We start from the raw sequence: 24,686 nt of genomic DNA on the forward strand, positions 1-24,686 counted from the left end.
GCTTACTGCCTCGGGGGCTGCGAAGGGGCGACACTATAGCTACCCTGATGTGAAGATACAAGCCCTTTTCTGGTATCACCAGGGTCCAAAGTGGTAGCATATCATGAAACTTCCCCCCTTTGACGACGAATGCTCATGTCTATACAGAACGAAATGCCTGGTTACAAGGATTTAAACCAGTTACTGAACCAGCAGGGAGTCGGTTTAACCCCTGCCGAAATGCACGGTCTGATCAGTGGCATGCTGTGCGGCGGAAACAGCGACAGCTCATGGCAGCCGCTGATCCACGACCTCACGAATGAAGGGCTGGCGTTTGGTCACGAGCTGGCGGAAGCGCTGCGTAAAATGCATGCCGCCATCAGTGATTCGCTGGAAGACGATGGCTTCCTTTTTCAGCTTTATCTGCCTGAAGGCGACGACGTCAGCGTGTTCGATCGCGCCGATGCGCTGGCCGGCTGGGTAAACCACTATCTGCTGGGGCTGGGCGTGACGCAGCCTAAACTGGATAAAGTCACCGGCGAAGCGGGTGAAGCGATCGACGACCTGCGTAACATCGCCCAGCTTGGCTACGATGAAGACGAAGACCAGGAAGAGCTGGAAATGTCGCTTGAAGAGATCATCGAGTACGTGCGCGTGGCGGCACTGCTGTGCCACGACAACTTCACGCGCTCACAGCCGACCGCGCCGGAAGTCCGCAAGCCAACCTTACATTAAGAAAAATAACGCACAGGAGGGTGTCATGGTTATCTCAAGTCAAGAGTATTCGCGCCGCCGTCAGGCGCTGCTGGCAACAATGCAGCCGGGCAGCGCCGCGCTGATTTTTGCTGCGCCCGAAGTGACGCGCAGCGCCGACAGCGAATATCCCTATCGCCAGAGCAGCGACTTCTGGTACTTCACCGGCTTTAACGAGCCGGAAGCGGTACTGGTGCTGATTAAGAGCAATGACACCCACAACCACAGCGTGATTTTCAACCGCGTGCGCGATCTGACGGCCGAAATCTGGTTTGGCCGCCGCTTAGGGCAAGAGGCCGCACCGGAAAAGCTTGGTGTTGACCGCGCGCTGGCGTTTAGCGAAATCAACCAGCAGCTCTATCAGCTGCTTAACGGCCTCGACGTGCTCTATCACGCGCAGGGCGAATATGCGTACGCTGATGAGATTGTCTTCACCGCGCTGGATAAGCTGCGCAAAGGCTCGCGCCAGAACCTGTCCGCACCGGCCACGCTGACGGACTGGCGTCCGGTGGTGCATGAGATGCGCCTGTTCAAGTCTGAAGAAGAGCTGAATTTGATGCGCCGTGCGGGCGAAATCAGCGCGCTGGCGCACACCCGCGCGATGGAGAAATGCCGTCCCGGGATGTTCGAATACCAGTTGGAAGGCGAAATTCACCACGAATTTAACCGCCACGGCGCGCGCTATCCCTCCTACAACACCATCGTTGGCGGCGGGGAAAACGGCTGCATTCTGCACTACACCGAAAACGAAAGCGCATTGCGCGACGGCGATCTGGTGCTGATTGACGCCGGCTGCGAATTTCAGGGCTACGCGGGGGATATCACACGTACCTTCCCGGTGAACGGTAAATTCTCACCGGCACAGCGCGCGATTTACGACATCGTTCTCGAATCCCTTGAGACGGCGCTCAGGCTGTATCGCCCTGGAACTTCCATGCAGGAAGTGACCGGTGAAGTGGTGCGCATCATGATTACCGGTCTGGTCAGGCTCGGGATCCTGAAAGGGGATGTCGACACCCTGATTGCTGAAAATGCGCATCGACCGTATTTCATGCACGGCCTGAGCCACTGGCTGGGGCTGGACGTGCATGACGTTGGCGCTTACGGCACCGACCGTTCGCGCGTGCTGGAGCCGGGCATGGTGTTAACCGTGGAGCCAGGTCTGTATATCGCGCCGGATGCCGACGTGCCTGAAGAGTACCGCGGGATTGGCATTCGTATTGAAGACGACATCGTGATTACCGAAACCGGTAACGAAAACCTGACCGCGAGCGTCGTGAAAAACGCTGACGATATTGAGGCGCTGATGGCAGCGGCACGCGCATGAGCGTGATTATCGTTGGCGGCGGCATGACCGGGGCTACGCTGGCACTGGCCATTTCACATTTGACGAAAGGCCAGCTTCCGGTGCACCTGGTGGAAGCCGTTGCGCCAGAGGCGTCCAACCACCCCGGTTTTGATGCCCGCGCCATTGCGCTCGCGCAGGGAACCTGCCAGCAGCTTTCCCGCATTGGCATCTGGCAGGCCATTGCCGACTGCGCCACGGCAATTAAAACCGTTCACGTCAGCGATCGCGGCCATGCTGGCTTTGTCACCCTGGACGCGCAGGATTATCGTATTGATGCTCTTGGGCAGGTTGTTGAGCTGCATGACGTCGGATTGCGTCTGTTCCGCCTGCTTCAGGACGCGCCGGGCGTTACGCTGCATTGTCCGGCGCGCGTGGCCAGCGTGAGCCGTAGTGAGGCGTCGGTTAGCGTGACGCTGGAAAACGGCACCGTCCTTGAAGGCCAGCTTCTGGTCGCCGCGGACGGTTCGCGCTCATCGCTCGGCACCCAGTGTGGCGTGGAGTGGCGCCAGCAGCCTTACGGCCAGGTGGCGGTCATTGCGAACGTCGCTACCGCAGCTGACCACGACGGCAGGGCGTTTGAGCGCTTTACGCAGCATGGCCCGCTGGCGATGCTGCCGATGTCGGACGGGCGCTGTTCCCTGGTGTGGTGTCATTCGCAGGATAAGGCTGAAGAGGTGAAGGCCTGGTCAGACGAACGTTTTTGTACCGAGCTGCAAAAAGCCTTTGGCTGGCGGCTGGGGCGTATCACCCATGCCGGCCAGCGGGCGGTCTACCCGCTTTCGTTGACTACGGCGTCTCAGTCCATCTCCCATCGTCTGGCGCTTGTCGGTAATGCCGCGCAGACGCTGCACCCCATCGCGGGGCAAGGGTTCAACCTTGGTTTACGCGACGTCATGAGCCTGGCGGAAACCCTTTCGCAGGCGTGGGGTGAGCAAAAAGACTGCGGGGCGTATTCGGTGCTTAGCCATTACCAGAAGCGCCGCCAGGCGGATAAAGAGGCCACCATCGGTGTGACCGATGGTCTGGTCCATCTTTTTGCCAATCGCTGGGCACCGCTGGTTGCGGGCCGCAACCTCGGGCTGATGGCGATGGAACTATTCATTCCGGCACGTGACGTGCTGGCGCAGCGGACCCTGGGTTGGGTCGCGCGTTAAGGAGTTATCACCGTGCAAAATGTTGATGTCGCCATCGTTGGCGGCGGAATGGTCGGACTGGCATTGGCCTGTGGTTTACAGGGCAGCGGCCTACGCGTGGCGGTGCTGGAGCAAAAGCAGCCTCAGCCCGTTGCCCCGGATGCGCCGCCGGAACTCCGCGTCTCGGCGATCAATGCCGCCAGCGAGAAATTGCTGACGCACCTTGGCGTCTGGTCAGATATTGTGGCACAGCGCGCCAGCTGCTATCACGGCATGGAAGTGTGGGATAAAGACAGCTTTGGTCATATTGCTTTTGATGATGAAAGCATGGGCTATAGCCATCTGGGTCACATTGTTGAAAACGCGGTGATCCACCACGCGCTGTGGCAGAAAGCACAGCAGTGCAGCGACGTGACCCTGATTGCGCCTGCGCAGATCCAGCAGGTGGCGTGGGGCGAAAACGAGGCGTTTATTACCCTGCAGAGCGGCGATATGCTGACCGCGCGTCTGGTGGTCGGTGCTGACGGTGCCAACTCCTGGCTGCGTAATAAAGCCGATATCCCGCTGACCTTCTGGGACTATCGTCATCACGCGCTGGTGGCGACGATCCGCACCGAAGAGCCGCACGGCGGCGTGGCGCGCCAGATTTTCCACAACGACGGCATACTGGCGTTCCTGCCGCTTGCCGATCCGCACCTGTGCTCGATTGTCTGGTCCCTGGTGCCGGAGAAAGCCCAGCAGATGCAGGAGGCAACGCCGGACGCCTTTAACCAGGCGCTGTGCGTGGCCTTTGATAACCGCCTTGGCCTGTGCACGCTTGAAAGCGAGCGTCAGGTGTTCCCGTTAACCGGCCGCTACGCGCGTCAGTTTGCCGCGCACCGTCTGGCGCTGGTGGGGGATGCGGCGCATACCATTCATCCGCTGGCCGGGCAGGGCGTTAACCTTGGCTTTATGGACGCGGCGGAGCTGGTCGAGGAGCTGCGTCGCCTGCATCGCGAAGGGAAGGACATCGGGCAGCATCTCTATCTGCGCCGCTACGAGCGCAGCCGCAAGCACAGTGCGGCGATGATGCTGGCGGGCATGCAGGGCTTCCGCGAGCTGTTTGCCGGGGCGAATCCGGCGAAAAAACTGCTGCGCGATATCGGCCTCAAGCTGGCCGATACCCTTCCTGGCGTCAAACCTCAACTCCTCCGTCAGGCGATGGGTCTTAACGACCTGCCGGACTGGCTACGTTAATTTAGACCCCTGTCACACTTTATTTTCCCGGCCTCCGCGCCGGGGAAATTCCCTCGTTTGAAATATTCTAATTTCACGTCATTTTTCGCATTAGATAATCTAATGTCGCGTTTTTCTTGTTACGGAAATTCGGCCCGATTTTCCGCACGAAATATCACCATGTGCTAAATCCTGTTAGATCATTGTTAATTTTGTGCGGGGTTAATCGCATTTTTCCAGTGAATAACTCTGTAGGCTTTTTAGCGTTTTTTGGTCATAAGCTAATGTGATGACCCATTTTGCCTTATGGTTAACCGCCGGTTTCGGTGGTAAGTTCAGGTAAAAGAGAACGTTTGCGTCGGTGCCCGAACGCGGTGCCGATACCGGGTTTCACGGTGAATTTTTCAACGAGGACAAGATGGCTCAACAGACTCCTTTGTACGAACAACACGTGTTATGCGGCGCCCGCATGGTGGACTTCCATGGCTGGATGATGCCGCTGCACTACGGCTCGCAGATTGATGAGCACCACGCGGTGCGCACCGATGCCGGTATGTTCGACGTGTCCCACATGACGATTGTCGATCTGCACGGTAGCCGCACCCGGGAGTTTTTGCGTTATCTGCTGGCAAACGACGTCGCCAAACTGAAGACGCCGGGTAAAGCGCTCTATACCGGCATGCTGAATGCCTCGGGCGGCGTGATTGATGACCTTATCGTCTATTACTTCACTGAAGATTTCTTCCGCCTCGTTGTAAACTCCGCCACCCGCGAAAAAGACCTCTCCTGGATCACCCAACACGCCGAACCTTATGCCATCGACATCACCGTCCGTGACGATCTGTCGCTGATCGCCGTGCAGGGACCGAACGCGCAGGCGAAAGCCGCCTCTCTGTTTAACGACGAGCAGCGTAAAGCCACCGCTGGCATGAAGCCGTTCTTCGGCGTGCAGGCGGGCGATCTGTTTATCGCCACCACCGGCTACACCGGTGAAGCGGGCTACGAAATTGCCATGCCAAACGAGAAGGCCGCTGATTTCTGGCGTGCGCTGGTGGAAGCGGGCGTGAAGCCTGCGGGCCTGGGCGCGCGCGATACGCTGCGTCTGGAAGCGGGGATGAACCTTTACGGTCAGGAGATGGATGAAGGCGTCTCTCCGCTGGCCGCCAACATGGGCTGGACCATCGCGTGGGAACCGGCTGACCGTGACTTCATTGGTCGTGAAGCGCTGGAGATGCAGCGCGAGAAGGGCACCGAACAGCTGGTGGGCCTGGTGATGACCGAGAAGGGCGTGCTGCGCGGCGAACTGCCGGTGCGCTTTACCGATGCTGACGGCAATCCTCGCGAAGGCGTGATCACCAGCGGAACCTTCTCACCGACGCTGGGCTACAGTATTGCACTGGCACGCGTGCCGGCGGGGATTGGCGAAACGGCGGTGGTGCAAATCCGCAACCGTGAAATGCCGGTCAACGTAACCAAACCGATTTTTGTTCGCGCCGGTAAGCCGGTCGCCTAATCATTTTTATCAGGAGAACTTCAATGAGCAATGTGCCAGCAGAACTGAAATACAGCAAAGAACACGAGTGGCTGCGCAAAGAGGCGGACGGCACTTACACCGTAGGGATCACCGAGCACGCGCAAGAGCTGCTGGGCGACATGGTGTTTGTTGACCTGCCTGACGTGGGCACGACCGTTAGCGCGGGCGACGACTGCGCCGTGGCGGAGTCCGTAAAAGCGGCCTCTGACATCTACGCCCCTGTGAGCGGCGAAATCGTTGCCGTCAACGACGCGCTGAGCGATTCGCCAGAGCTGGTGAACAGCGAGCCTTATGAAGGCGGCTGGATCTTCAAGATCAAAGCCAGCGACGAATCCCAGGTTGCCGCGCTGCTGGATGCGACCGCGTACGAAGCACTACTGGAAGACGAATAACGTTGTGCCGGATGGCGCTGCGCTTATCCGGCCTACAGCTCAACGTAGGCCCGGTAAGCGTTAGCGCCACCGGGCAACAGCGTTACAGATAACTACGATTCACTGCACGTTTCAGGAACCATCGCTCATGACACAGACTTTAAGCCAGCTTGAAAACCGTGGCGCCTTCATTGAACGTCACATTGGGCCGGATGCTCAGCAACAGCAGGAGATGCTGAAGACGGTTGGCGCGGATTCATTAAACGCACTGATCGGCCAGATTGTGCCAAAAGACATCCAGCTTGCCACGCCGCCTCAGGTGGGGGAAGCCACTACGGAATTCGCCGCGCTGGCGGAGCTGAAGGCTATTGCCGGCCTGAATAAGCGCTATAAGTCTTACATTGGCATGGGCTACACCAACGTGCAGCTGCCGCCGGTTATCCTGCGCAACATGCTGGAAAACCCGGGCTGGTACACCGCTTACACCCCGTATCAGCCAGAAGTTTCCCAGGGCCGTCTGGAAGCTTTGCTGAACTTCCAGCAGGTGACGCTGGACCTGACAGGCATGGATATCGCCTCTGCTTCTCTGCTGGATGAAGCCACCGCCGCCGCCGAAGCGATGGCGATGGCAAAACGCGTGAGCAAGCTGAAAAATGCCAACCGCTTCTTCGTCGCGGCGGACGTGCATCCGCAGACGCTGGACGTGGTGCGTACTCGCGCAGAGACCTTCGGCTTTGACGTGATCGTCGACGACGCTGACAAAGTGCTGGATCATCAGGACGTCTTCGGCGTGCTGCTGCAGCAGGTGGGCACTACCGGTGAAGTTCACGACTACGGCGCGCTGATTGCCGAGCTGAAATCCCGCAAAGTGGTTGTCAGCGTTGCCGCCGATTTTATGGCGCTGGTGCTGCTGACGGCGCCGGGTAAACAGGGCGCAGATATCGTATTCGGCTCCGCACAACGCTTCGGCGTGCCGATGGGCTACGGCGGTCCGCACGCGGCGTTCTTCGGCGCGAAAGATGAATTCAAACGCTCCATGCCTGGCCGTATTATCGGCGTCTCCAAAGATGCTGCCGGTAACACCGCGCTGCGCATGGCGATGCAGACCCGCGAGCAGCATATCCGCCGCGAGAAAGCGAACTCCAACATCTGTACCTCACAGGTGCTGCTGGCAAACATCGCCAGCCTGTACGCCGTGTTCCACGGCCCGGCTGGCCTGAAACGCATTGCCAGCCGCATTCACCGCCTGGCCGATATTCTGGCCTGCGGTCTGCAGCAGAAAGGCCTTAAGCTGCGCCACGCCCACTACTTCGACACCCTGTGCGTGGACGTGGCGGACAAAGCGGCCGTGCTGGCGCGCGCGAATGCGGCAGAGATTAACCTGCGCAGCGACATTCACAACGCCGTCGGCATTACGCTGGATGAAAGCACCACCCGTGACGATATCCTGAACCTGTTCAACGTGCTGCTGGGTGACGCGCACGGTCTGGACATTGATGCGCTCGACAAAGAAGTTGCGCTCGACAGCCGCTCCATTCAGGACAGCATGCTGCGTAACGACGCCATCCTGACGCACCCGGTCTTTAATCGCTATCACAGCGAAACCGAGATGATGCGTTACATGCACTCTCTGGAGCGCAAGGATCTGGCGCTGAACCAGGCGATGATCCCGCTGGGCTCCTGCACCATGAAGCTGAACGCCGCGGCAGAGATGATCCCGATCACCTGGCCTGAATTCTCCGAGCTGCACCCGTTCTGCCCGCCAGAGCAGGCGGAAGGTTATCACATGATGATCAACCAGCTTTCCGACTGGCTGGTGAAATTGACCGGTTACGACGCGCTCTGCATGCAGCCGAACTCCGGCGCGCAGGGCGAGTACGCGGGCCTGCTGGCGATCCGTCACTATCACGAAAGCCGCAATGAAGGTCACCGCGATATCTGCCTGATCCCAAGCTCCGCCCACGGTACCAACCCGGCCTCTGCCCAGATGGCGGGCATGGAAGTCGTGGTGGTGGCGTGCGATAAGAACGGCAACATCGATCTGGCCGACCTGCGTGCGAAAGCCGAGCAGGCGGGCGACAAGCTCTCCTGCATCATGGTGACCTACCCGTCCACCCACGGTGTGTACGAAGAGACCATCCGTGAAGTGTGCGAAGTCGTGCACCAGTTCGGCGGTCAGGTTTACCTCGACGGTGCAAACATGAACGCTCAGGTGGGCATTACCTCGCCGGGCTTTATCGGCGCGGACGTGTCGCACCTGAACCTGCACAAAACCTTCTGCATTCCGCACGGCGGCGGCGGCCCGGGCATGGGGCCTATCGGCGTGAAAGCGCACCTGGCACCGTTTGTGCCGGGCCATAGCGTGGTGCAGATTGAAGGCATGCTGACCCGTCAGGGCGCGGTCTCTGCGGCACCGTTCGGTAGCGCCTCTATCCTGCCAATCAGCTGGATGTATATCCGCATGATGGGCGCGGAAGGGCTGAAGCAGGCGAGCCAGGTGGCGATCCTGAACGCCAACTATATTGCGACTCGCCTGAAGTCCGCCTTCCCGGTGCTCTATACCGGCCGCGACGGTCGCGTGGCGCACGAGTGCATTCTGGATATTCGTCCGCTGAAAGAGCAGACCGGCATCAGCGAGCTGGATATCGCCAAGCGTCTGATCGACTACGGCTTCCACGCGCCAACCATGTCGTTCCCGGTTGCGGGCACGCTGATGGTGGAGCCAACGGAATCTGAAAGCAAAGCCGAGCTGGACCGCTTTATCGACGCGATGCTGGCCATCCGCATGGAGATCGACCGCGTGCAGGACGGCGAGTGGACGCTGGAAGATAACCCGCTGGTTAACGCCCCGCACACCCAGCACGAAATGGTGGCAGAGTGGAACCACGGCTATTCCCGCGAGCTGGCGGTCTTCCCGGCAGGCGTGGCGAACAAATACTGGCCGACCGTGAAGCGTCTTGATGACGTCTACGGCGACCGTAACCTGTTCTGCTCCTGCGTGCCGATGAGCGAATACCAGTAACATTGCTGCTGTAGTAACGTAGGCCGGGTAAGGCGAAGCCGCCACCCGGCTTTTTTATTGGGAGAAGATAATGGCAATTGCACTGGTCACCGGCGCCAGCCGCGGCATCGGGAAAGCCACCGCGCTGCAGCTGGCTCGCGAAGGCTACACCGTGGCGGTGAACTATCATCACAACATTATCGCCGCGACGGACGTCATCAGGCAGATTGTGGATGCAGGCGGTAAAGCCTTTGCCGTCCGTGCAGACATCAGCGATGAAGCTCAGGTGCTGGCGATGTTTAATAGCCTCGATCGTGAAGGTGAGCCGCTGACCGCGCTGGTCAATAATGCGGGAATTCTGTTTGAGCAATCCACTATCGAGAATCTCTCCGCTGAGCGCATTAACCGCGTCCTGGCGACCAACGTCACGGGCTACTTCCTCTGCTGCCGGGAAGCGGTAAAGCGCATGTCCTTCAAACACGGCGGCAAGGGTGGGGCGATAGTGAACGTCTCTTCCGCGGCGTCACGTCTGGGCGCGCCGGGTGAATATGTGGATTATGCCGCGTCGAAGGGGGCGGTGGATTCGCTGACAACGGGTTTATCGCTTGAGGTCGCGGCGCAGGGCATTCGCGTTAACTGCGTCCGTCCGGGTCTGATCTATACCGATATCCATGCCTCAGGCGGAGAGCCGGGGCGGGTGGATCGCGTGAAAGCGTTGCTGCCGATGCAGCGCGGCGGCCAGCCGGAAGAGGTCGCCCAGGCGATTGTCTGGCTGCTGAGCGAAAAGGCGTCGTACGTAACGGGCAGTTTTATAGAGCTGGCGGGCGGGAAATAAAAGCCGGGTGGCGGCTTCGCCTTACCCGGCCTACACGAGTAGTAGGCCCGGTAAGCGCAGCGCCACCGGGCAAAAAATCACAGCGCCTCGCCGTTGCTGGCAATCACGCCTTTATACCACTCGAAGCTCTTCTTACGGGAACGCGACATGTCGCCCGTGCCGTCGTCGTGCTTGTTCACGTAGATAAAGCCGTAGCGCTTGCTGTACTGGCCGGTGGTGAACGACACGCAGTCGATACAGCCCCATGGCGTATAGCCCATCAGATCCACGCCATCGTGCGTCACGGCTTTGATCATCTCTTCCACGTGGGCACGCAGGTAGTCGATACGATAGTCGTCGTTGATGCTGCCGTCTTCTTCGACTTTATCGTAAGCGCCGAACCCGTTTTCCACGATAAACAGCGGCTTCTGGTAACGTTCGTACAGTTCGCACAGGGCATAACGCAGGCCCACCGGGTCAATCTGCCAGCCCCAGTCGGACGCCTTCACGTGCGGGTTCGGCACGCTGCCTTCGAAACCGGAAATGGCATCGCCGGTACCGCCTTCCGCCTTCACCGCGTTGGTCATGTAGTAGCTGAAGCCCAGGTAGTCGCAGGTACCTTCACGCAGAATCTGCTCGTCATCCGCTTCCATTTTAATGGAGAAGCCACGGCGCTCCCATTCGTTCAGCACGTAGGACGGGTAGTAGCCGCGCAGCTGGACATCGGTAAAGACATAGCGCTCGCGCATCGATTCCTGGGCAAACATCACGTCTTCCGGTTTGCAGGAGAACGGATAGAGCGCCACCATCGCCAGCATGCAGCCGACTTTCATCTCCGGGTTAATACGGCGCGCGGCTTTCACCGCCAGGGCGCTGGCCACAAACTGATGGTGCAGGACCTGGTACATGGTCTCTTCCGGATTGTCATGTTCGGTATAGACCACGCCCGAGCAGCAGTAACCGAACAGCGGCGCGCGCCAGTTTCGCTGGTTGTTGATTTCGTTGAAGGTCATCCAGTATTTGACCTTGTTTTTGTAGCGCTCGAAGACCACTTCCGCGAAGCGCACAAAGAAATCGACCACTTTACGGTTGGTCCAGCTACCGTACTCCTTCACCAGGTGCAGCGGCATTTCGAAGTGGGAGAGGGTGATTACCGGTTCAATGTTGTACTTCAGCAGCTCATCGAACATGTCGTCGTAAAATTTCAGACCCTCTTCGTTTGGCTGCGTTTCGTCACCGTTCGGGAAGATACGCGTCCAGGCAATAGAGGTGCGGAAACACTTGAAGCCCATCTCGGCAAACAGCTTGATGTCTTCTTTATAATGGCCGTGGAAATCGATAGCTTCATGATTGGGGTAGTATTTACCCGGCACCACCTCTTGCGTGATTTCGCGCGGCACGCCGTGTGCGCCGCCGGTCAATACATCGCAAATGCTTGGCCCTTTACCGCCTTTGTTCCAGCCGCCTTCTACCTGGTGAGCCGCAACCGCGCCGCCCCATAAAAAATCTTTTGGTAAGGTCAATTTTTTCATCGCTGCTATTCTCAGTAATTGGCTTATTGGCATCGAGTCTAGCAAAGCGAAATTAAATGTCACGATATAACAAGGTGTGCATAATGTGATTTGTCACATCAAAAAAACAGGGTGTTTTATTCTGTGAGTTTCTTCGCCAGTTTACGTCCCAGAGACTCCAGAATATAAATGACGGGAATTTGCGTGGTGATGTCGTAGACGCCTGCAATACGCGTCTGAGGGACATGCCAGGAGAGATTAAAGTCCGCCAGCTTTGCGAGGCGCGAGTGCTCATGGCTGGTAATGGAGAGCACTTTGCAGTGATGCAGGCTGAACTGGCTGGCGAAGCGCAGGATCTCCTCGGTCTCGCCCGAGACGGAGAGCACGATCGCCAGCGCATTTTTCGCCATATCATTGGTGACCGGGAAATAAGGGTCATCAATATGGTTACTGAATTTTCCGATATTAGAAAAGAAACGTGCGCCATATTTTGCCAGCGAGCCTGACGTGCCTGCGCCGACAAATATAATGCGTTCTGACGATAAAATAATATCGACCGCATTATCTAATAACGCGTCGAACTCTTCATTATTCACGCTTTTAAAAAAGCTGATAATTTCGCTGGCACCGAAGTTCGCCTGCTGAGGCTCGTTCTGTTCAATATAAAGCTTAAAGCGTACGCGGAATTCAGAATAGCCTTCGCAGTTAAGCTTGCGGCAAAAGCGCAGGATAGTGGTGGTTGAGACGCCTGCCGCATCCGCCAGCTCGCGGATGGTCATGTACATGACTTTGTCACGATTTTTTATGACATAGTTGTAGACCATCATCTCCAGGTTATTGAGACTGGCAATGGCGGAGTGGGTGAACATACTCACAATGGCATAACTCTTATTCTGACCTCATCGTCACATCATAACATGCACCCGGACGGCAGGATCCATTTTTATGCTCTTGATTCATAATGATTAAATTTTTGTGTGAACAATTGTTAGGTGAAAGATTTCTTTATATCTATGATTTTTAGGTATAAATTTTGAAATGAAATTATTTTAGCTAACAGGTGTTCACTGGAATCATTCTCAGTTAGCATAGTTATGCGATGAATAATCATCTTTTGTTTTCCCGGAGTTTTGTATGGTGAGCAGACCATTAATCGCACAGGGATATTCGCTGGCTGAGGAAGTAGCCAACAGCATCAGCCACGGCATTGGCCTGGTGTTTGGGATTGTCGGTTTAGTGTTATTGCTGGTGCAGGCGGTGGACGCCAATGCCAGCGCGATGGCCATTACCAGCTACAGCCTGTATGGCGGGAGCATGATCCTGCTGTTCCTGGCGTCGACGTTGTATCACGCGATCCCGCATCAGCGGGCCAAGACGTGGCTCAAGAAATTTGACCACTGCGCTATCTATCTTCTTATTGCAGGCACCTACACGCCGTTTTTGCTGGTGGGGCTTAACTCGCCGCTGTCGCGTGGCCTGATGATTGTTATCTGGAGCCTGGCACTGCTGGGGATCCTGTTTAAGCTGACCATAGCGCACCGGTTTAAGGTGCTGTCACTGGTCACCTATCTGACGATGGGCTGGCTGTCGCTGATTGTGGTGTATCAACTGGCAGTCAAACTGTCGGTAGGGGGCGTGACGCTTCTGGCCTTAGGCGGTGTGGTGTACTCGCTCGGCGTGATTTTCTACGTCTGCAAGCGCATCCCGTACAACCATGCCATCTGGCACGGCTTTGTGCTGGGCGGCAGCGTGTGCCACTTTTTGGCTATTTATCTGTATGTGGGGCAGGCGTAGTTTTTTCCACCGTGCCTCACCCCGGCCCTCTCCCACAGGGAGAGGGAGGACACCAAAACCGTAGGCCCGGTAAGCGCAGCGCCACCGGGCGATACAGCATCACTCTTCCAGAGAATACGGCAGCGGCTCGATGCTCAGTGTGTTCGCATCGTCACGCACGCGAAACACGCTGTCAGCCTCCATGTCGTTGTTCATGACGGCTTGAACCAAAAGACGTCCATCATCCAGCTGTACAGCGGCTAACACGGTGCCGGTGCGGCGCCAGTTATCACCCATCTTCAGCTCTAAGTCTTCACCCGCTTCAGGTACACGGCTGGCATGGCCCGCCAGCGTCCACAGCGCTCGTTTGTTTGCCCCGCGGAATTTCGCACGCGCGACCATCTCCTGGCCGGTGTAGCAGCCTTTTTTAAAGCTGATTCCTCCCAGCGCCTGCAGGTTGGTTGCCTGAGGAATAAACTGCGCGCTGTTTGCGGCGTCAATGATCGGCAGACCCGCTTCGATGTTCAGCGCCAGCCACTGCTGACTGTTGTTGAGCTGCGCTTCGCCGCGCAGCGCTTCGGTGACGCGTTCGGCAGTTGCCGCATCCGTAACTAACAGGAAACGCTCCGCCGGGTGTTCAAACCACAGGATGGAGGTTGCGCCTTCGCTGACCACCTGCTTTTCCGCATCCGGCAGTTCGCTGAACAGATTTTTCAGCGCCGCACGCGCCTGGAAACCGGCCACACCCAGCAGGACATGTTCGTCGTCCGGGGTGATAGTAACTTTGGAAAAGACCGCGTACTTTTTCAGCTCCTTGAGCTGGGCCTCTTGCAGACTGCGGCGCTCAATAAAGGCAAACCCGTCCTGGCGGCGGAAGATACGCAGATTGCTCCACATTTTGCCTTTTGGGTCGCAATGCGCGGCCAGCAGGTGCTGGTGTTCGGTCATCTGGCTGACGTCGGCGGTCACCTGGCCCTGCAGGTATTTTTCGGCGTCGGCACCGGTGAGCGTTGCCAGCGCCCAGTCATCAAGAGAAATAAGCGTCAGCGGCAGACGCGCAGAGGCGGCGGGCTGGCGAGGAGAAAATGGTGTAAAGGCCATAACGATATCCTGAATTGCTTAACGCTTTGATAATGCCTAATGGTAAAAGAGCCTGCAGGCAATGCAAGCGCTTTCAGCAGACCATTTGTGCCTTAAACCGGTTATGCGTAGCGCTACGCAAAATAATGTAATCCGCTGTCTTTGTGGGGATTATTCTGGAAGCCTGCTCGGCGATCGCAATATTCCAGTAATGAAACGGTCAAAAACACGTTACACTAGCTGGTGTCCCCGTAGAGAAATAAAGAACACTGAAGGGGGTACCGACTGTGCCAAACGTAATGCAGGAAACTGAACATGGATATTAACAACAAGGCCCGTATTCACTGGGCGTGCCGCCGCGGCATGCGTGAACTTGATATTTCCATCATGCCTTTCTTCGAATATGAGTATGACACCTTAAGCGACGATGATAAGCGTCTGTTTGTTCGACTGCTTGAGTCTGACGATCCGGATTTATTCAACTGGCTGATGAACCACGGCAAACCCGCCGACACCGAGTTGCAACGGATGGTGCAATTAATTCAAACACGGAATCGGGAACGTGGTCCTGTGGCAATCTGATCTTCGCGTCTCGTGGCGCTCGCAGTGGATGTCTTTATTGCTCCACGGCCTGGTTGCGGCCATTGTGTTACTGATGCCGTGGCCGCTGAGCTATACGCCGCTGTGGCTGCTGTTACTATCGTTTGTCGTTTTTGACAGCGTGCGCAGCCAGCGTCGAATTAATGCCCGCCAGGGAGAGATTAAATTACTGATGGATTCCCGCCTGCGCTGGCAGGGTAAAGAGTGGGATATCCTCGGTATGCCCTGGATGCTCAACTGCGGCATGATGTTACGGTTACGCAAGGTGGACGGCGGGCGTTGCCAGCATCTGTGGCTGGCGGCTGACAGTATGGATGTTGCCGAGTGGCGAGACCTGCGCCGGATGTTGCTACAACAGACGACGCAGGGGTAACGCGCGTTAGCTAAACTTCTCTGCCATTTCGCCCAGGATCTGCTCGCACCAGCTTTGCAGGCGCTCATCGCTGAGATCGTACTGGTTGGTTTCATCCAGCGCGAGCCCAACAAACAGCTCGCCGTCGGCAATAATCGGTTTTTTACTGGTGAACTCGTAACCTTCGGTTGGCCAGTAGCCGATGAACGACACCTCTTTCGGCGCCAGCTTGTCGTGCAGCATGCCGAGCGCGTCCAGGAACCACTCCCCGTACCCCAGCTGATCCCCCATGCCGTACATGGCAATGATCTTGCCGTCGAGATTGACTGAATCGAGTTGATCCCAGATGGCTTCCCAGTCTTCCTGTATCTCACCAAAATCCCAGGTTGGGATGCCGAGGATCAGCACATCGTACTGTTCCATCAGAGCGACCGCGTCATCTTTCAGGTTATGCAACGTCACCAGTTCCGGACCAATGATGTCGCGAATTTTCTCTGCCGCCATTTCGGTGTAGCAGGTGCTGGAACCATAGAACAGACCAATATTCATCGCGTAACTATCTCAATTCTTGCTTTGACTTTGCGCGTAGTGTACCAGAAACCGGTCGCAATCAGGCATAATGGCCTGACTGCAGAATCAAAGGGGCTGATGTGGAAAAGGATCTCGCACTGATCGAACAGTTTCTCGACGCGCTGTGGCTGGAGAAAAACCTGGCCGAGAATACCCTTAGCGCCTACCGTCGCGATCTCACCATGCTGGTGGAGTGGCTTGCGCACCGGGGTTTATCCCTTGCGAGCGCACAGCGTGACGACCTGCAGGCGCTGCTTGGGGAACGTATCGCAGGGGGCTATAAAGCCACCAGTTCCGCACGTTTACTCAGCGCCATGCGTCGGCTGTTCCAGCATCTCTACCGTGAGAAGATCCGCGAGGACGATCCCAGCGCGCTGCTGGCATCCCCTAAACTTCCGCAGCGGCTGCCGAAAGATCTCAGCGAAGCACAAGTTGAGAGATTATTACAGTCACCGGCAGTTGACCTGCCGCTGGAGTTACGCGATAAAGCCATGCTTGAGCTATTGTATGCTACCGGCCTGCGCGTTTCGGAACTGGTTGGTCTGACGATGAGCGACATCAGCCTGCGTCAGGGCGTGGTGCGCGTCATCGGTAAAGGAAACAAGGAAAGGCTGGTTCCGCTGGGTGAAGAGGCGGTTTACTGGCTGGAAACGTACCTGGAGCATGGTCGTCCGTGGCTGCTCAACGGCGCGTCTATCGACGTCCTGTTTCCAAGCCAGCGCGCGCAGCAGATGACGCGGCAAACGTTCTGGCATCGCATCAAGCATTACGCCACACTGGCGGGTATCGACAGTGAAAAGCTTTCGCCGCACGTATTGCGTCACGCCTTCGCGACGCATCTGTTAAACCACGGCGCTGATTTACGCGTGGTGCAGATGCTGCTGGGGCACAGCGATCTTTCCACAACGCAAATTTACACCCATGTCGCGACGGAACGCCTGCGGCAGCTACACCAACAGCACCACCCTCGTGCGTGAGTGCCGACGAATTGTAACAGGAACACTTATGAAAAAGTCTTTCGCGCTGTTCACCCTGCTGGCAGCCTCATTTACCGGTTTCGCCCATGCGGACGACGCCGCCATCAAACAGTCGCTGGCCAAGCTTGGCGTCACCGGCAGCGATATTCAGCCTGCACCGGTTGCCGGCATGAAAACGGTGCTGACGAGCAGCGGCGTGCTGTACGTCACCGAAGATGGCAAACACATTATTCAGGGACCAATGTACGACGTGAGCGGCGCGCAGCCGGTAAACGTGACCAACCAGCTGCTGATGAAAAACCTGAACGCGCTCGAAAAAGAGATGATCGTCTATAAGGCGGCGCAGGAAAAACACGTCATTACCGTCTTCACCGACATCACCTGCGGCTACTGCCACAAGCTGCATGAAGAGATGAAAGATTACAACGCGCTGGGTATTACCGTACGTTACCTGGCCTTCCCGCGCGCGGGCGTGCAGAGCCAGCCAGAGCAGGACATGAAGGCCATCTGGTGTGCGAAAGACCGCAACAAAGCGTTTGACGACGCGATGAACGGCAAAGGCGTTAAGCCGGCCTCCTGCGACATTGATATTGCTAACCACTACGCGCTTGGCGTGCAGTTTGGCGTTAACGGTACGCCAGCGATTGTCCTGAGCAACGGCTATGTCGTTCCAGGCTATCAGGGACCGAAAGAGATGAAAGAGTTCCTCGACGCGCACCAGAAACAGTTTGGTGGTAAATAATCCGCGTGAAAGCCCCAATAAAATTGCGCCGCCGCGAGGCGGTTGAACCGGTTGATTTGCCAGACGATCTCCCGGCGCTGCTTAAACGTCTCTACGCCAGCCGCGGCGTGCGTAGCGCTGAGGATCTTGAACGCAGCGTGAAAGGGATGCTGCCCTGGCAGCAGCTGAGCGGTATCGAAAAAGCCACTGAAATGCTCTACAACGCGCTTCGTGAGGGAACGCGGATTGTGGTGGTAGGGGATTTCGACGCCGACGGCGCAACCAGCACCGCGCTGAGCGTGCTCAGCCTGCGCGCGCTGGGCTGCGATAACGTCACGTATCTGGTGCCGAACCGTTTTGAAGACGGCTATGGCCTCAGCCCGGAAGTGGTCGATCAGGCCCACGCCCGCGGTGCACAGATGATCATGACCGTCGATAACGGGATCTCTTCCCATGCGGGCGTCGATCATGCTCACGCTTTGGGGATCCCGGTGCTGGTCACCGATCACCATCTGCCGGGCGAAACGCTGCCGGATGCGGAAGCGATTATTAATCCCAACCTGCGCGACTGCGATTTCCCGTCGAAATCCCTCGCAGGCGTGGGCGTGGCGTTTTATCTGATGCTGGCGTTACGTACCCTGTTACGCGATAAGGGCTGGTTCGACTCCCGCGGTATTGCCGTACCGAACCTGGCCGAATATCTCGATCTGGTGGCGCTGGGTACCGTCGCGGACGTGGTGCCGCTTGATACCAATAACCGCATTTTGACCTGGCAGGGCTTAAGCCGCATCCGGGCAGGCAAGTGCCGTCCGGGGATTAAGGCGCTGCTGGAGATTGCCAACCGCGATCCACTCAAGCTGGCGGCAAGCGATTTGGGCTTTGCCCTCGGGCCGCGTCTTAACGCCGCCGGAAGGCTGGACGATATGTCCGTCGGCGTGGCGTTGCTGCTGTGCGACAACATCGGTGAAGCGCGCGTGCTGGCCAACGAGCTGGACGCGCTGAACCAGACCCGTAAAGAGATTGAGCAGGGGATGCAGGCCGAGGCGCTGACCCTGTGCGAAAAACTTGAGCGCAGCGGAGATACGCTTCCGGGCGGTCTGGCGATGTACCATCCAGAGTGGCATCAGGGCGTCGTCGGCATTCTGGCGTCGCGCATCAAAGAGCGCTTCCACCGCCCGGTGATCGCGTTCGCCCCCGCGGGCGACGGCACGCTCAAAGGCTCTGGCCGCTCAATCCAGGGTCTGCACATGCGCGATGCGCTGGAGCGTCTCGATACGCTGTATCCGGGCCTGATGATCAAGTTCGGCGGCCATGCGATGGCGGCTGGCCTGTCGCTGGAAGAGGCGAAATTCGACGAGTTTCAGCGCCTGTTCGGCGAGCTTGTCACCGACTGGATTGACCCGGCCCTGCTTCAGGGAGAAGTGGTGTCCGATGGCGAGCTCTCACCGCTTGAGATGACGATGGACGTGGCGCAAATGCTGCGCGATGCCGGCCCGTGGGGGCAGATGTTCCCGGAACCGTTGTTCGACGGGCGTTTCCGTCTGCTTCAGCAACGCATCGTCGGCGAACGTCATCTGAAGGTGATGGTTGAGCCGGTCGGCGGCGGCCCGCTGCTGGACGGCATTGCCTTTAACGTTGATACGGCGGTATGGCCGGACAACGGCGTGCGCGAGGTCGAGCTGGCTTACAAACTGGACATCAACGAGTTTCGCGGTAACCGCACCCTTCAGATCATCATCGACAATATCTGGCCAATTTAGCGGCAGTAATCTCTATAAAAAAGGGCGTAGATTCGGTACAATCCCGCTCTTATCACCGCATTTTGACAAGTCCATAAAAGAAAACAGACCATGTTTGAAATTAATCCGGTAAAAAACCGTATTCAGGACCTCACGGAGCGCTCTGACGTTCTTAGGGGGTATCTTTGACTACGATGCCAAGAAAGAGCGTCTTGAAGAAGTAAACGCCGAGCTGGAACAGCCGGACGTCTGGAACGAACCTGAACGCGCACAGGCGCTGGGTAAAGAGCGTTCCTCCCTCGAAGCTATCGTAGATACGCTGGATCAAATGGCCCAGGGGCTGGAAGATGTTTCCGGTTTGCTGGAGCTGGCCGTCGAAGCCGACGACGAAGAAACCTTTAACGAAGCCGTGGCAGAACTCGACGTGCTGGAAGAGAAGCTGGCGCAGCTTGAATTCCGTCGCATGTTCTCCGGCGAATACGACAGCGCTGACTGCTATCTTGATATTCAGGCAGGTTCTGGCGGTACTGAAGCGCAGGACTGGGCCAGCATGCTGACGCGCATGTACCTGCGTTGGGCAGAAGCGCGCGGCTTCAAAACTGAAATTATCGAAGAGTCTGAAGGTGAAGTGGCCGGTATTAAATCCGTCACCATCAAGATCATCGGTGACTACGCCTACGGCTGGCTGCGTACTGAAACCGGCGTTCACCGCCTGGTGCGTAAGAGCCCGTTCGACTCCGGCGGCCGTCGTCATACCTCCTTCAGCTCCGCATTCGTTTATCCGGAAGTTGACGAAGATATCGATATCGAAATTAACCCGGCGGACCTGCGTATCGACGTTTATCGCGCATCCGGCGCGGGCGGCCAGCACGTTAACCGTACGGAATCGGCGGTGCGTATTACCCACATTCCAACCGGGCTGGTCACGCAATGCCAGAACGACCGTTCCCAGCATAAGAACAAAGACCAGGCCATGAAGCAGATGAAAGCGAAGCTTTATGAGCTGGAGATGCAGAAGAAAAATGCTGAGAAACAGGCGATGGAAGACAACAAGTCCGACATCGGCTGGGGCAGCCAGATCCGTTCTTACGTCCTTGATGACTCCCGCATCAAAGACCTGCGTACCGGGGTTGAAACCCGCAATACGCAGGCGGTGCTGGACGGCAGCCTGGACCAATTTATCGAAGCAAGTTTGAAAGCAGGGTTATGAGGAACCAACATGTCTGAACAACAAGCACAGGGCGCTGACGCGGTAGTCGATCTTAACAACGAACTGAAAACCCGCCGCGAGAAGCTGGCAGCGCTGCGCGAGCAGGGCGTGCCGTTCCCGAACGATTTTCGTCGTGACCACACCTCAGACCAACTGCACGCTGACTTCGACGCGAAAGAGAACGAAGAGCTGGAAGCGCTGAACGTTGAAGTGGCCGTTGCGGGCCGCATGATGACCCGTCGTATCATGGGTAAAGCCTCCTTCGTGACCCTGCAGGACGTCGGCGGCCGTATTCAGCTGTACGTTTCCCGTGACGATCTCCCGGAAGGCATCTACAACGAGCAGTTCAAGAAGTGGGACCTGGGCGATATCCTGGGCGCGAAAGGTAAACTGTTCAAAACCAAAACCGGTGAACTGTCTATCCACTGCACCGAGCTGCGTCTGCTGACCAAAGCCTTGCGCCCGCTGCCGGACAAATTCCACGGCCTGCAGGATCAGGAAGCGCGCTATCGTCAGCGCTACCTGGATCTCATCTCTAACGATGAATCCCGCAAGACCTTCAAAATTCGCTCCCAGATCATGGCCGGTATCCGCCAGTTCATGGTGAACCGCGACTTTATGGAAGTGGAAACCCCGATGATGCAGGTGATCCCTGGTGGCGCATCTGCGCGTCCGTTCATCACCCATCACAACGCCCTGGACCTGGACATGTACCTGCGTATCGCGCCGGAACTGTACCTGAAGCGTCTGGTGGTCGGTGGTTTTGATCGCGTGTTCGAGATCAACCGTAACTTCCGTAACGAAGGTATCTCCGTTCGTCATAACCCAGAGTTCACCATGATGGAACTCTACATGGCGTATGCGGATTACAAAGATCTGATCGAGCTGACCGAATCCCTGTTCCGCACCCTGGCGCAGGACATTCTGGGCACCACCGAAGTGCCTTACGGTGAAGAAGTCTTCGACTTCGGTAAGCCTTTCGAAAAACTGACCATGCGCGAAGCGATCAAGAAATACCGTCCTGAGACCAACATGGCGGATCTGGATAATTTCGATTCTGCGAAAGCGATCGCCGACAGCATCGGTATCAAGGTTGAGAAGAGCTGGGGTCTGGGCCGTATCGTGACCGAGATCTTCGAAGAAGTCGCCGAAGCGCACCTGATTCAGCCGACCTTTATCACCGAATACCCGGCTGAAGTCTCTCCGCTGGCGCGTCGTAATGACGAGAACCCGGAGATCACCGATCGTTTCGAATTCTTCATCGGCGGCCGTGAAATCGGCAACGGCTTTAGCGAGCTGAACGATGCGGAAGACCAAGCCCAGCGCTTCCAGGATCAGGTTGACGCGAAAGCGGCAGGCGACGACGAAGCGATGTTCTTCGACGAAGACTACGTGACCGCGCTGGAGCACGGTCTGCCACCAACGGCGGGTCTGGGGATTGGTATCGACCGTATGGTAATGCTGTTCACTAACAGCCACACCATCCGTGACGTGATCCTGTTCCCGGCGATGCGCCCGGTGAAATAAGGCGTTAAGATGTAAAAAAAGCCCCGAAAGGGGCTTTTTTATTGCGCCGCGAAGGCTTTGAGTTTTTCGCGGGCGGTCGTCGCTTCCATGACCATCCACGGGCTAAATGCCCAGGGCGTCGCGTCCAGCGCGAGGAATAGCGCGTCCAGCTCAACCCACTGATAGTCCATCACTTCATCTTCGTTTATCGTCACGTCATTGGTGATGCGGGCGGCGAATACCGGGCAAATTTCGTTTTCCACGATCCCGGACGGGTCGGTTTCCCGATAGCGAAATTCAGGGGCGACGGCGGTGATATCGGCCAGTTCCGCGCCCACTTCAAAGCGGCAGCGGCGGATTATCGCCTGTATCATCTCTTCGCCGGACTGCGGGTGGCCGCAGACGGAGTTGGTCCAGACGCCGGGCCAGGCTTTTTTGCTTAAGGCGCGCCGGGTGATCAGACATTCGCCTTTTGCGTTAAAAAGCCAGGAAGAGAACGCCAGATGCAGCGGGGTATGTAACGTGTGCGCGGCATATTTTTCCTGAGTGCCAATCACCATTCCCTGGTCGTTTACCAAAATAACGTGTTCTTGAATACTCATTGATGCTCCAGTGCCAAAATGCCGAGTGGTTCAGCACCATCAGCCGAAGCATTATACTGCATTCTTATACGAACGGTTTGGCTCGTAGAGCGGAAAAGGGCATGACCCCTGTTCGTTTTGGCTGTTATCATAGGGCGCCATTCACGCTGACCGAGGATCTGTTTTGTTTGCAGGAAGCCTGACGAAAAATCCCATTACCGCTGTTTTTTGCCTGACGTTGACGCTATTCCTGGCGGGCTGTTCAGGGAGCAAATCTTCGGATACGGGAAGCTATTCCGGTTCGGTCTACACCGTCAAACGCGGGGACACCCTGTACCGGATTTCGCGCGCAACGGGGACCAGCGTGAAGGATCTGGCGCGGATGAATAATCTTTCTCCGCCCTACACCATCGAGGTGGGGCAGCAACTGAAGGTGAGCGGCGGAACGTCCTCGGGTAAAAAATCCTCTTCGAAAGGCAAAACCGCCAAAGTGACGCCGTCCTATCAGGTGCCGCAATCGTCATGGCCGCCGGTTGGACAGCGCTGCTGGATTTGGCCTGCCAGCGGTAAAGTGGTCGCCCCTTACTCACTCTCTGAGGGTGGTAACAAGGGGATTGATATCGCCGCTGCGCGCGGTACGCCGGTTTATGCCTCCGGGGCCGGGAAGGTGGTTTACGTGGGTAACCAGCTGCGCGGCTACGGTAACCTGATCATGATTAAGCATGGCGAAGACTACATCACGGCCTATGCGCACAACGACACGATGCTGGTCAACAACGGGCAGAACGTCAAAGCAGGGCAGAAGATTGCCACCATGGGCAGCACCGGTACGGATGCGGTGAAGCTGCATTTCCAGATCCGCTATAAGGCGACGGCCATCGATCCGCAGCGTTATCTTCCTGCGCCTGGCAGCAAACCGAAGTGCTAAGTGATTATTTAATCGCCGGTTAGTTGTGAAGAGGCTTGTATGAAGGTGCGTAAGGTCTATAATGCCTTACGCACCTCAAAGCGGGCGTAGTTCAATGGTAGAACGAGAGCTTCCCAAGCTCTATACGAGGGTTCGATTCCCTTCGCCCGCTCCAGATTTTCTTGATGTTATCCTCCTCTGTCTATTTTTTACCCAGTCTATGCTTTTCCATCCAGGTATCGTCATGCTGTAGTTTGATCGCTTCAACGAAGTTATCACGCATGCCTCCATATTCAGCACTGAGTTATCAGGTGTCATCAGAATTTGCAGCACGATGAATGCAACGGGTAATTTAATCTGCGCTGCTAGCTGATGTTTATATCTAACTATTGGGAGGGGTGGTTAATATTTTGTGAAAGAAGAAACAATCAGGCAATAATAAAAAATTCCGTTATGACGCTCTTCGTCATAACGGTTTTTTTAAACTTAACGCAAATATTACTACCAATTATAGTAGCCCTCTTTTTGAGACTATTCCCTATTGCGCCAGAGCTGGCATACTGAGGAAAACAAAAAATATTATCCTTTAATATGCGCTATTACAGCAAAGCCGTCTTTTTTTGCTCGTTATTTTTTTGTTCTCTGAGCCATGCAGCCCCCCTTACTCCTGCTGACCGGGACACAGTGCGTCAGCAGCAGGAGGAACTGTTATTAAAGAACCAGCAACAGCGTGAGGAGCTGGAGCGCAGTATTCCTCGCCCTGCGCCCGCCAGACCGCTGCCTGTTACCGGCTCCGGACCCTGTTTCACCATTCATACCATTACCCTTTCCGGTGCGACCTTAATCTCCCAGAAAACCCGGCAGACCCTTATCGCGCCGTGGCAGGGCCGCTGTCTGGATATGGCGAAAATAACGGAACTTCTCGCCCATATTTCTGACTGGTATATCAGCCGGGGATATATCACCAGCCGCGCTTTTCTTACCGAGCAGGATCTCTCCGGCGGCCAGCTG

At 56.7% G+C, this 24,686-nt stretch carries 23 protein-coding genes and 1 tRNA gene; 19 read left to right on the forward strand and 5 right to left on the reverse strand.

Going from position 1 to position 24,686, the window contains the following annotated elements; translation table 11 throughout:
- Positions 1-135: 135 nt before the first annotated feature.
- The 8 genes from ACDO57_RS17810 (at position 136) to ACDO57_RS17845 (ending at position 10,169) form a co-directional block, all read left to right on the forward strand.
- The gene (locus tag ACDO57_RS17810) at positions 136-714 is read left to right on the forward strand and encodes a YecA family protein (protein WP_024906571.1); all 579 of its coding nucleotides are present in this window, start codon (positions 136-138) and stop codon (positions 712-714) included.
- Positions 715-745: 31 nt separating this feature from the next.
- The gene (gene pepP, locus ACDO57_RS17815) at positions 746-2,059 is read left to right on the forward strand and encodes a Xaa-Pro aminopeptidase (RefSeq protein ID WP_152680654.1); all 1,314 of its coding nucleotides are present in this window, start codon (positions 746-748) and stop codon (positions 2,057-2,059) included.
- On the forward strand, positions 2,056-3,234 hold the full coding sequence (ubiH, locus tag ACDO57_RS17820; RefSeq protein ID WP_370884342.1) for a 2-octaprenyl-6-methoxyphenyl hydroxylase: 1,179 nt from the start codon (positions 2,056-2,058) through the stop codon (positions 3,232-3,234). The genes pepP and ubiH overlap by 4 nt, the downstream gene beginning before the upstream one ends.
- Positions 3,235-3,246: 12 nt before the next feature.
- A complete protein-coding gene (gene ubiI, locus ACDO57_RS17825; protein WP_024906574.1) occupies positions 3,247-4,449 on the forward strand; it encodes an FAD-dependent 2-octaprenylphenol hydroxylase in 1,203 nt (400 codons plus the stop codon).
- Between the two features lie 397 nt (positions 4,450-4,846).
- Positions 4,847-5,941 (forward strand): glycine cleavage system aminomethyltransferase GcvT, encoded by a 1,095-nt coding sequence (gene gcvT, locus ACDO57_RS17830; RefSeq protein ID WP_370884343.1) that lies wholly within the window; start codon positions 4,847-4,849, stop codon positions 5,939-5,941.
- A 23-nt stretch (positions 5,942-5,964) separates the two neighbouring features.
- Complete coding sequence (gcvH, locus tag ACDO57_RS17835) at positions 5,965-6,354, forward strand: glycine cleavage system protein GcvH (protein ID WP_008499718.1); 390 nt, start codon at positions 5,965-5,967, stop codon at positions 6,352-6,354.
- Positions 6,355-6,481: 127 nt separating this feature from the next.
- On the forward strand, positions 6,482-9,355 hold the full coding sequence (gcvP, locus tag ACDO57_RS17840; RefSeq protein ID WP_370884344.1) for an aminomethyl-transferring glycine dehydrogenase: 2,874 nt from the start codon (positions 6,482-6,484) through the stop codon (positions 9,353-9,355).
- Positions 9,356-9,425: 70 nt separating this feature from the next.
- A complete protein-coding gene (locus tag ACDO57_RS17845; RefSeq protein WP_370884345.1) occupies positions 9,426-10,169 on the forward strand; it encodes an SDR family oxidoreductase in 744 nt (247 codons plus the stop codon).
- Between the two features lie 77 nt (positions 10,170-10,246).
- Here ACDO57_RS17845 and bglA read toward each other — a convergent pair whose 3' ends face one another.
- Positions 10,247-11,680 (reverse strand): 6-phospho-beta-glucosidase BglA, encoded by a 1,434-nt coding sequence (gene bglA, locus ACDO57_RS17850; protein WP_148769691.1) that lies wholly within the window; start codon positions 11,678-11,680, stop codon positions 10,247-10,249.
- A gap of 116 nt (positions 11,681-11,796) precedes the next feature.
- On the reverse strand, positions 11,797-12,528 hold the full coding sequence (locus ACDO57_RS17855; protein ID WP_370884354.1) for a MurR/RpiR family transcriptional regulator: 732 nt from the start codon (positions 12,526-12,528) through the stop codon (positions 11,797-11,799).
- Between the two features lie 265 nt (positions 12,529-12,793).
- Between ACDO57_RS17855 and ACDO57_RS17860 the strand changes: the two genes are divergently transcribed.
- Positions 12,794-13,453, forward strand: coding sequence for a hemolysin III family protein (locus tag ACDO57_RS17860; protein ID WP_148243533.1), 660 nt, complete (start codon positions 12,794-12,796; stop codon positions 13,451-13,453).
- 99 nt (positions 13,454-13,552) lie between these two features.
- Here ACDO57_RS17860 and ygfZ read toward each other — a convergent pair whose 3' ends face one another.
- On the reverse strand, positions 13,553-14,533 hold the full coding sequence (gene ygfZ, locus ACDO57_RS17865; RefSeq protein WP_157189698.1) for a tRNA-modifying protein YgfZ: 981 nt from the start codon (positions 14,531-14,533) through the stop codon (positions 13,553-13,555).
- A gap of 294 nt (positions 14,534-14,827) precedes the next feature.
- Between ygfZ and sdhE the strand changes: the two genes are divergently transcribed.
- Together sdhE and ACDO57_RS17875 are read left to right on the forward strand one after the other, a co-directional pair.
- On the forward strand, positions 14,828-15,094 hold the full coding sequence (sdhE, locus tag ACDO57_RS17870) for an FAD assembly factor SdhE (protein WP_006178375.1): 267 nt from the start codon (positions 14,828-14,830) through the stop codon (positions 15,092-15,094).
- Positions 15,075-15,485: a protein YgfX gene (locus tag ACDO57_RS17875; RefSeq protein WP_370884346.1), complete on the forward strand. Its 411-nt coding sequence runs from the start codon at positions 15,075-15,077 to the stop codon at positions 15,483-15,485. Before sdhE ends, ACDO57_RS17875 begins: the two co-directional genes overlap by 20 nt.
- Positions 15,486-15,491: 6 nt before the next feature.
- Here ACDO57_RS17875 and fldB read toward each other — a convergent pair whose 3' ends face one another.
- Complete coding sequence (gene fldB, locus ACDO57_RS17880) at positions 15,492-16,013, reverse strand: flavodoxin FldB (protein WP_370884347.1); 522 nt, start codon at positions 16,011-16,013, stop codon at positions 15,492-15,494.
- Between the two features lie 101 nt (positions 16,014-16,114).
- On the opposite strand from fldB, the gene xerD reads away from it, so the two are divergent.
- From xerD to lysS, 5 genes are all read left to right on the forward strand, one after another.
- A complete protein-coding gene (xerD, locus tag ACDO57_RS17885; protein WP_148769692.1) occupies positions 16,115-17,011 on the forward strand; it encodes a site-specific tyrosine recombinase XerD in 897 nt (298 codons plus the stop codon).
- 28 nt (positions 17,012-17,039) lie between these two features.
- A complete protein-coding gene (dsbC, locus tag ACDO57_RS17890) occupies positions 17,040-17,753 on the forward strand; it encodes a bifunctional protein-disulfide isomerase/oxidoreductase DsbC (protein WP_024906584.1) in 714 nt (237 codons plus the stop codon).
- Positions 17,754-17,758: 5 nt separating this feature from the next.
- Complete coding sequence (gene recJ / locus ACDO57_RS17895; protein WP_370884348.1) at positions 17,759-19,492, forward strand: single-stranded-DNA-specific exonuclease RecJ; 1,734 nt, start codon at positions 17,759-17,761, stop codon at positions 19,490-19,492.
- 90 nt (positions 19,493-19,582) lie between these two features.
- A protein-coding gene (gene prfB, locus ACDO57_RS17900) for a peptide chain release factor 2 (RefSeq protein WP_096059326.1) occupies positions 19,583-20,681 on the forward strand; the annotation gives its coding sequence in 2 pieces (ribosomal slippage) (positions 19,583-19,657 and positions 19,659-20,681; 1,098 coding nt in all).
- Positions 20,682-20,690: 9 nt separating this feature from the next.
- Entirely contained in the window at positions 20,691-22,208 is a 1,518-nt protein-coding gene (gene lysS, locus ACDO57_RS17905) for a lysine--tRNA ligase (protein ID WP_370884349.1), read from the forward strand.
- A gap of 38 nt (positions 22,209-22,246) precedes the next feature.
- Here the strand turns inward: lysS and idi are convergent, their stop codons facing one another.
- A complete protein-coding gene (idi, locus tag ACDO57_RS17910; RefSeq protein WP_148769693.1) occupies positions 22,247-22,789 on the reverse strand; it encodes an isopentenyl-diphosphate Delta-isomerase in 543 nt (180 codons plus the stop codon).
- Between the two features lie 163 nt (positions 22,790-22,952).
- Here idi and actS point away from each other — a divergent pair, with 163 nt between their 5' ends.
- The 3 genes from actS to ACDO57_RS17925 form a co-directional block, all read left to right on the forward strand.
- Positions 22,953-23,696 (forward strand): amidase activator ActS, encoded by a 744-nt coding sequence (gene actS, locus ACDO57_RS17915; RefSeq protein WP_148769694.1) that lies wholly within the window; start codon positions 22,953-22,955, stop codon positions 23,694-23,696.
- Positions 23,697-23,776: 80 nt separating this feature from the next.
- Positions 23,777-23,850: transfer RNA gene (locus ACDO57_RS17920), tRNA-Gly, on the forward strand.
- Positions 23,851-24,359: 509 nt separating this feature from the next.
- The coding region (locus ACDO57_RS17925) for a POTRA domain-containing protein (protein WP_370884350.1) at positions 24,360-24,686 on the forward strand (327 nt) is incomplete at its 3' end.

Origin of the sequence: Enterobacter cloacae complex sp. 2015409, assembly GCF_041365315.1 — a bacterium.
Lineage (GTDB): Bacteria > Pseudomonadota > Gammaproteobacteria > Enterobacterales > Enterobacteriaceae > Enterobacter > Enterobacter pseudoroggenkampii.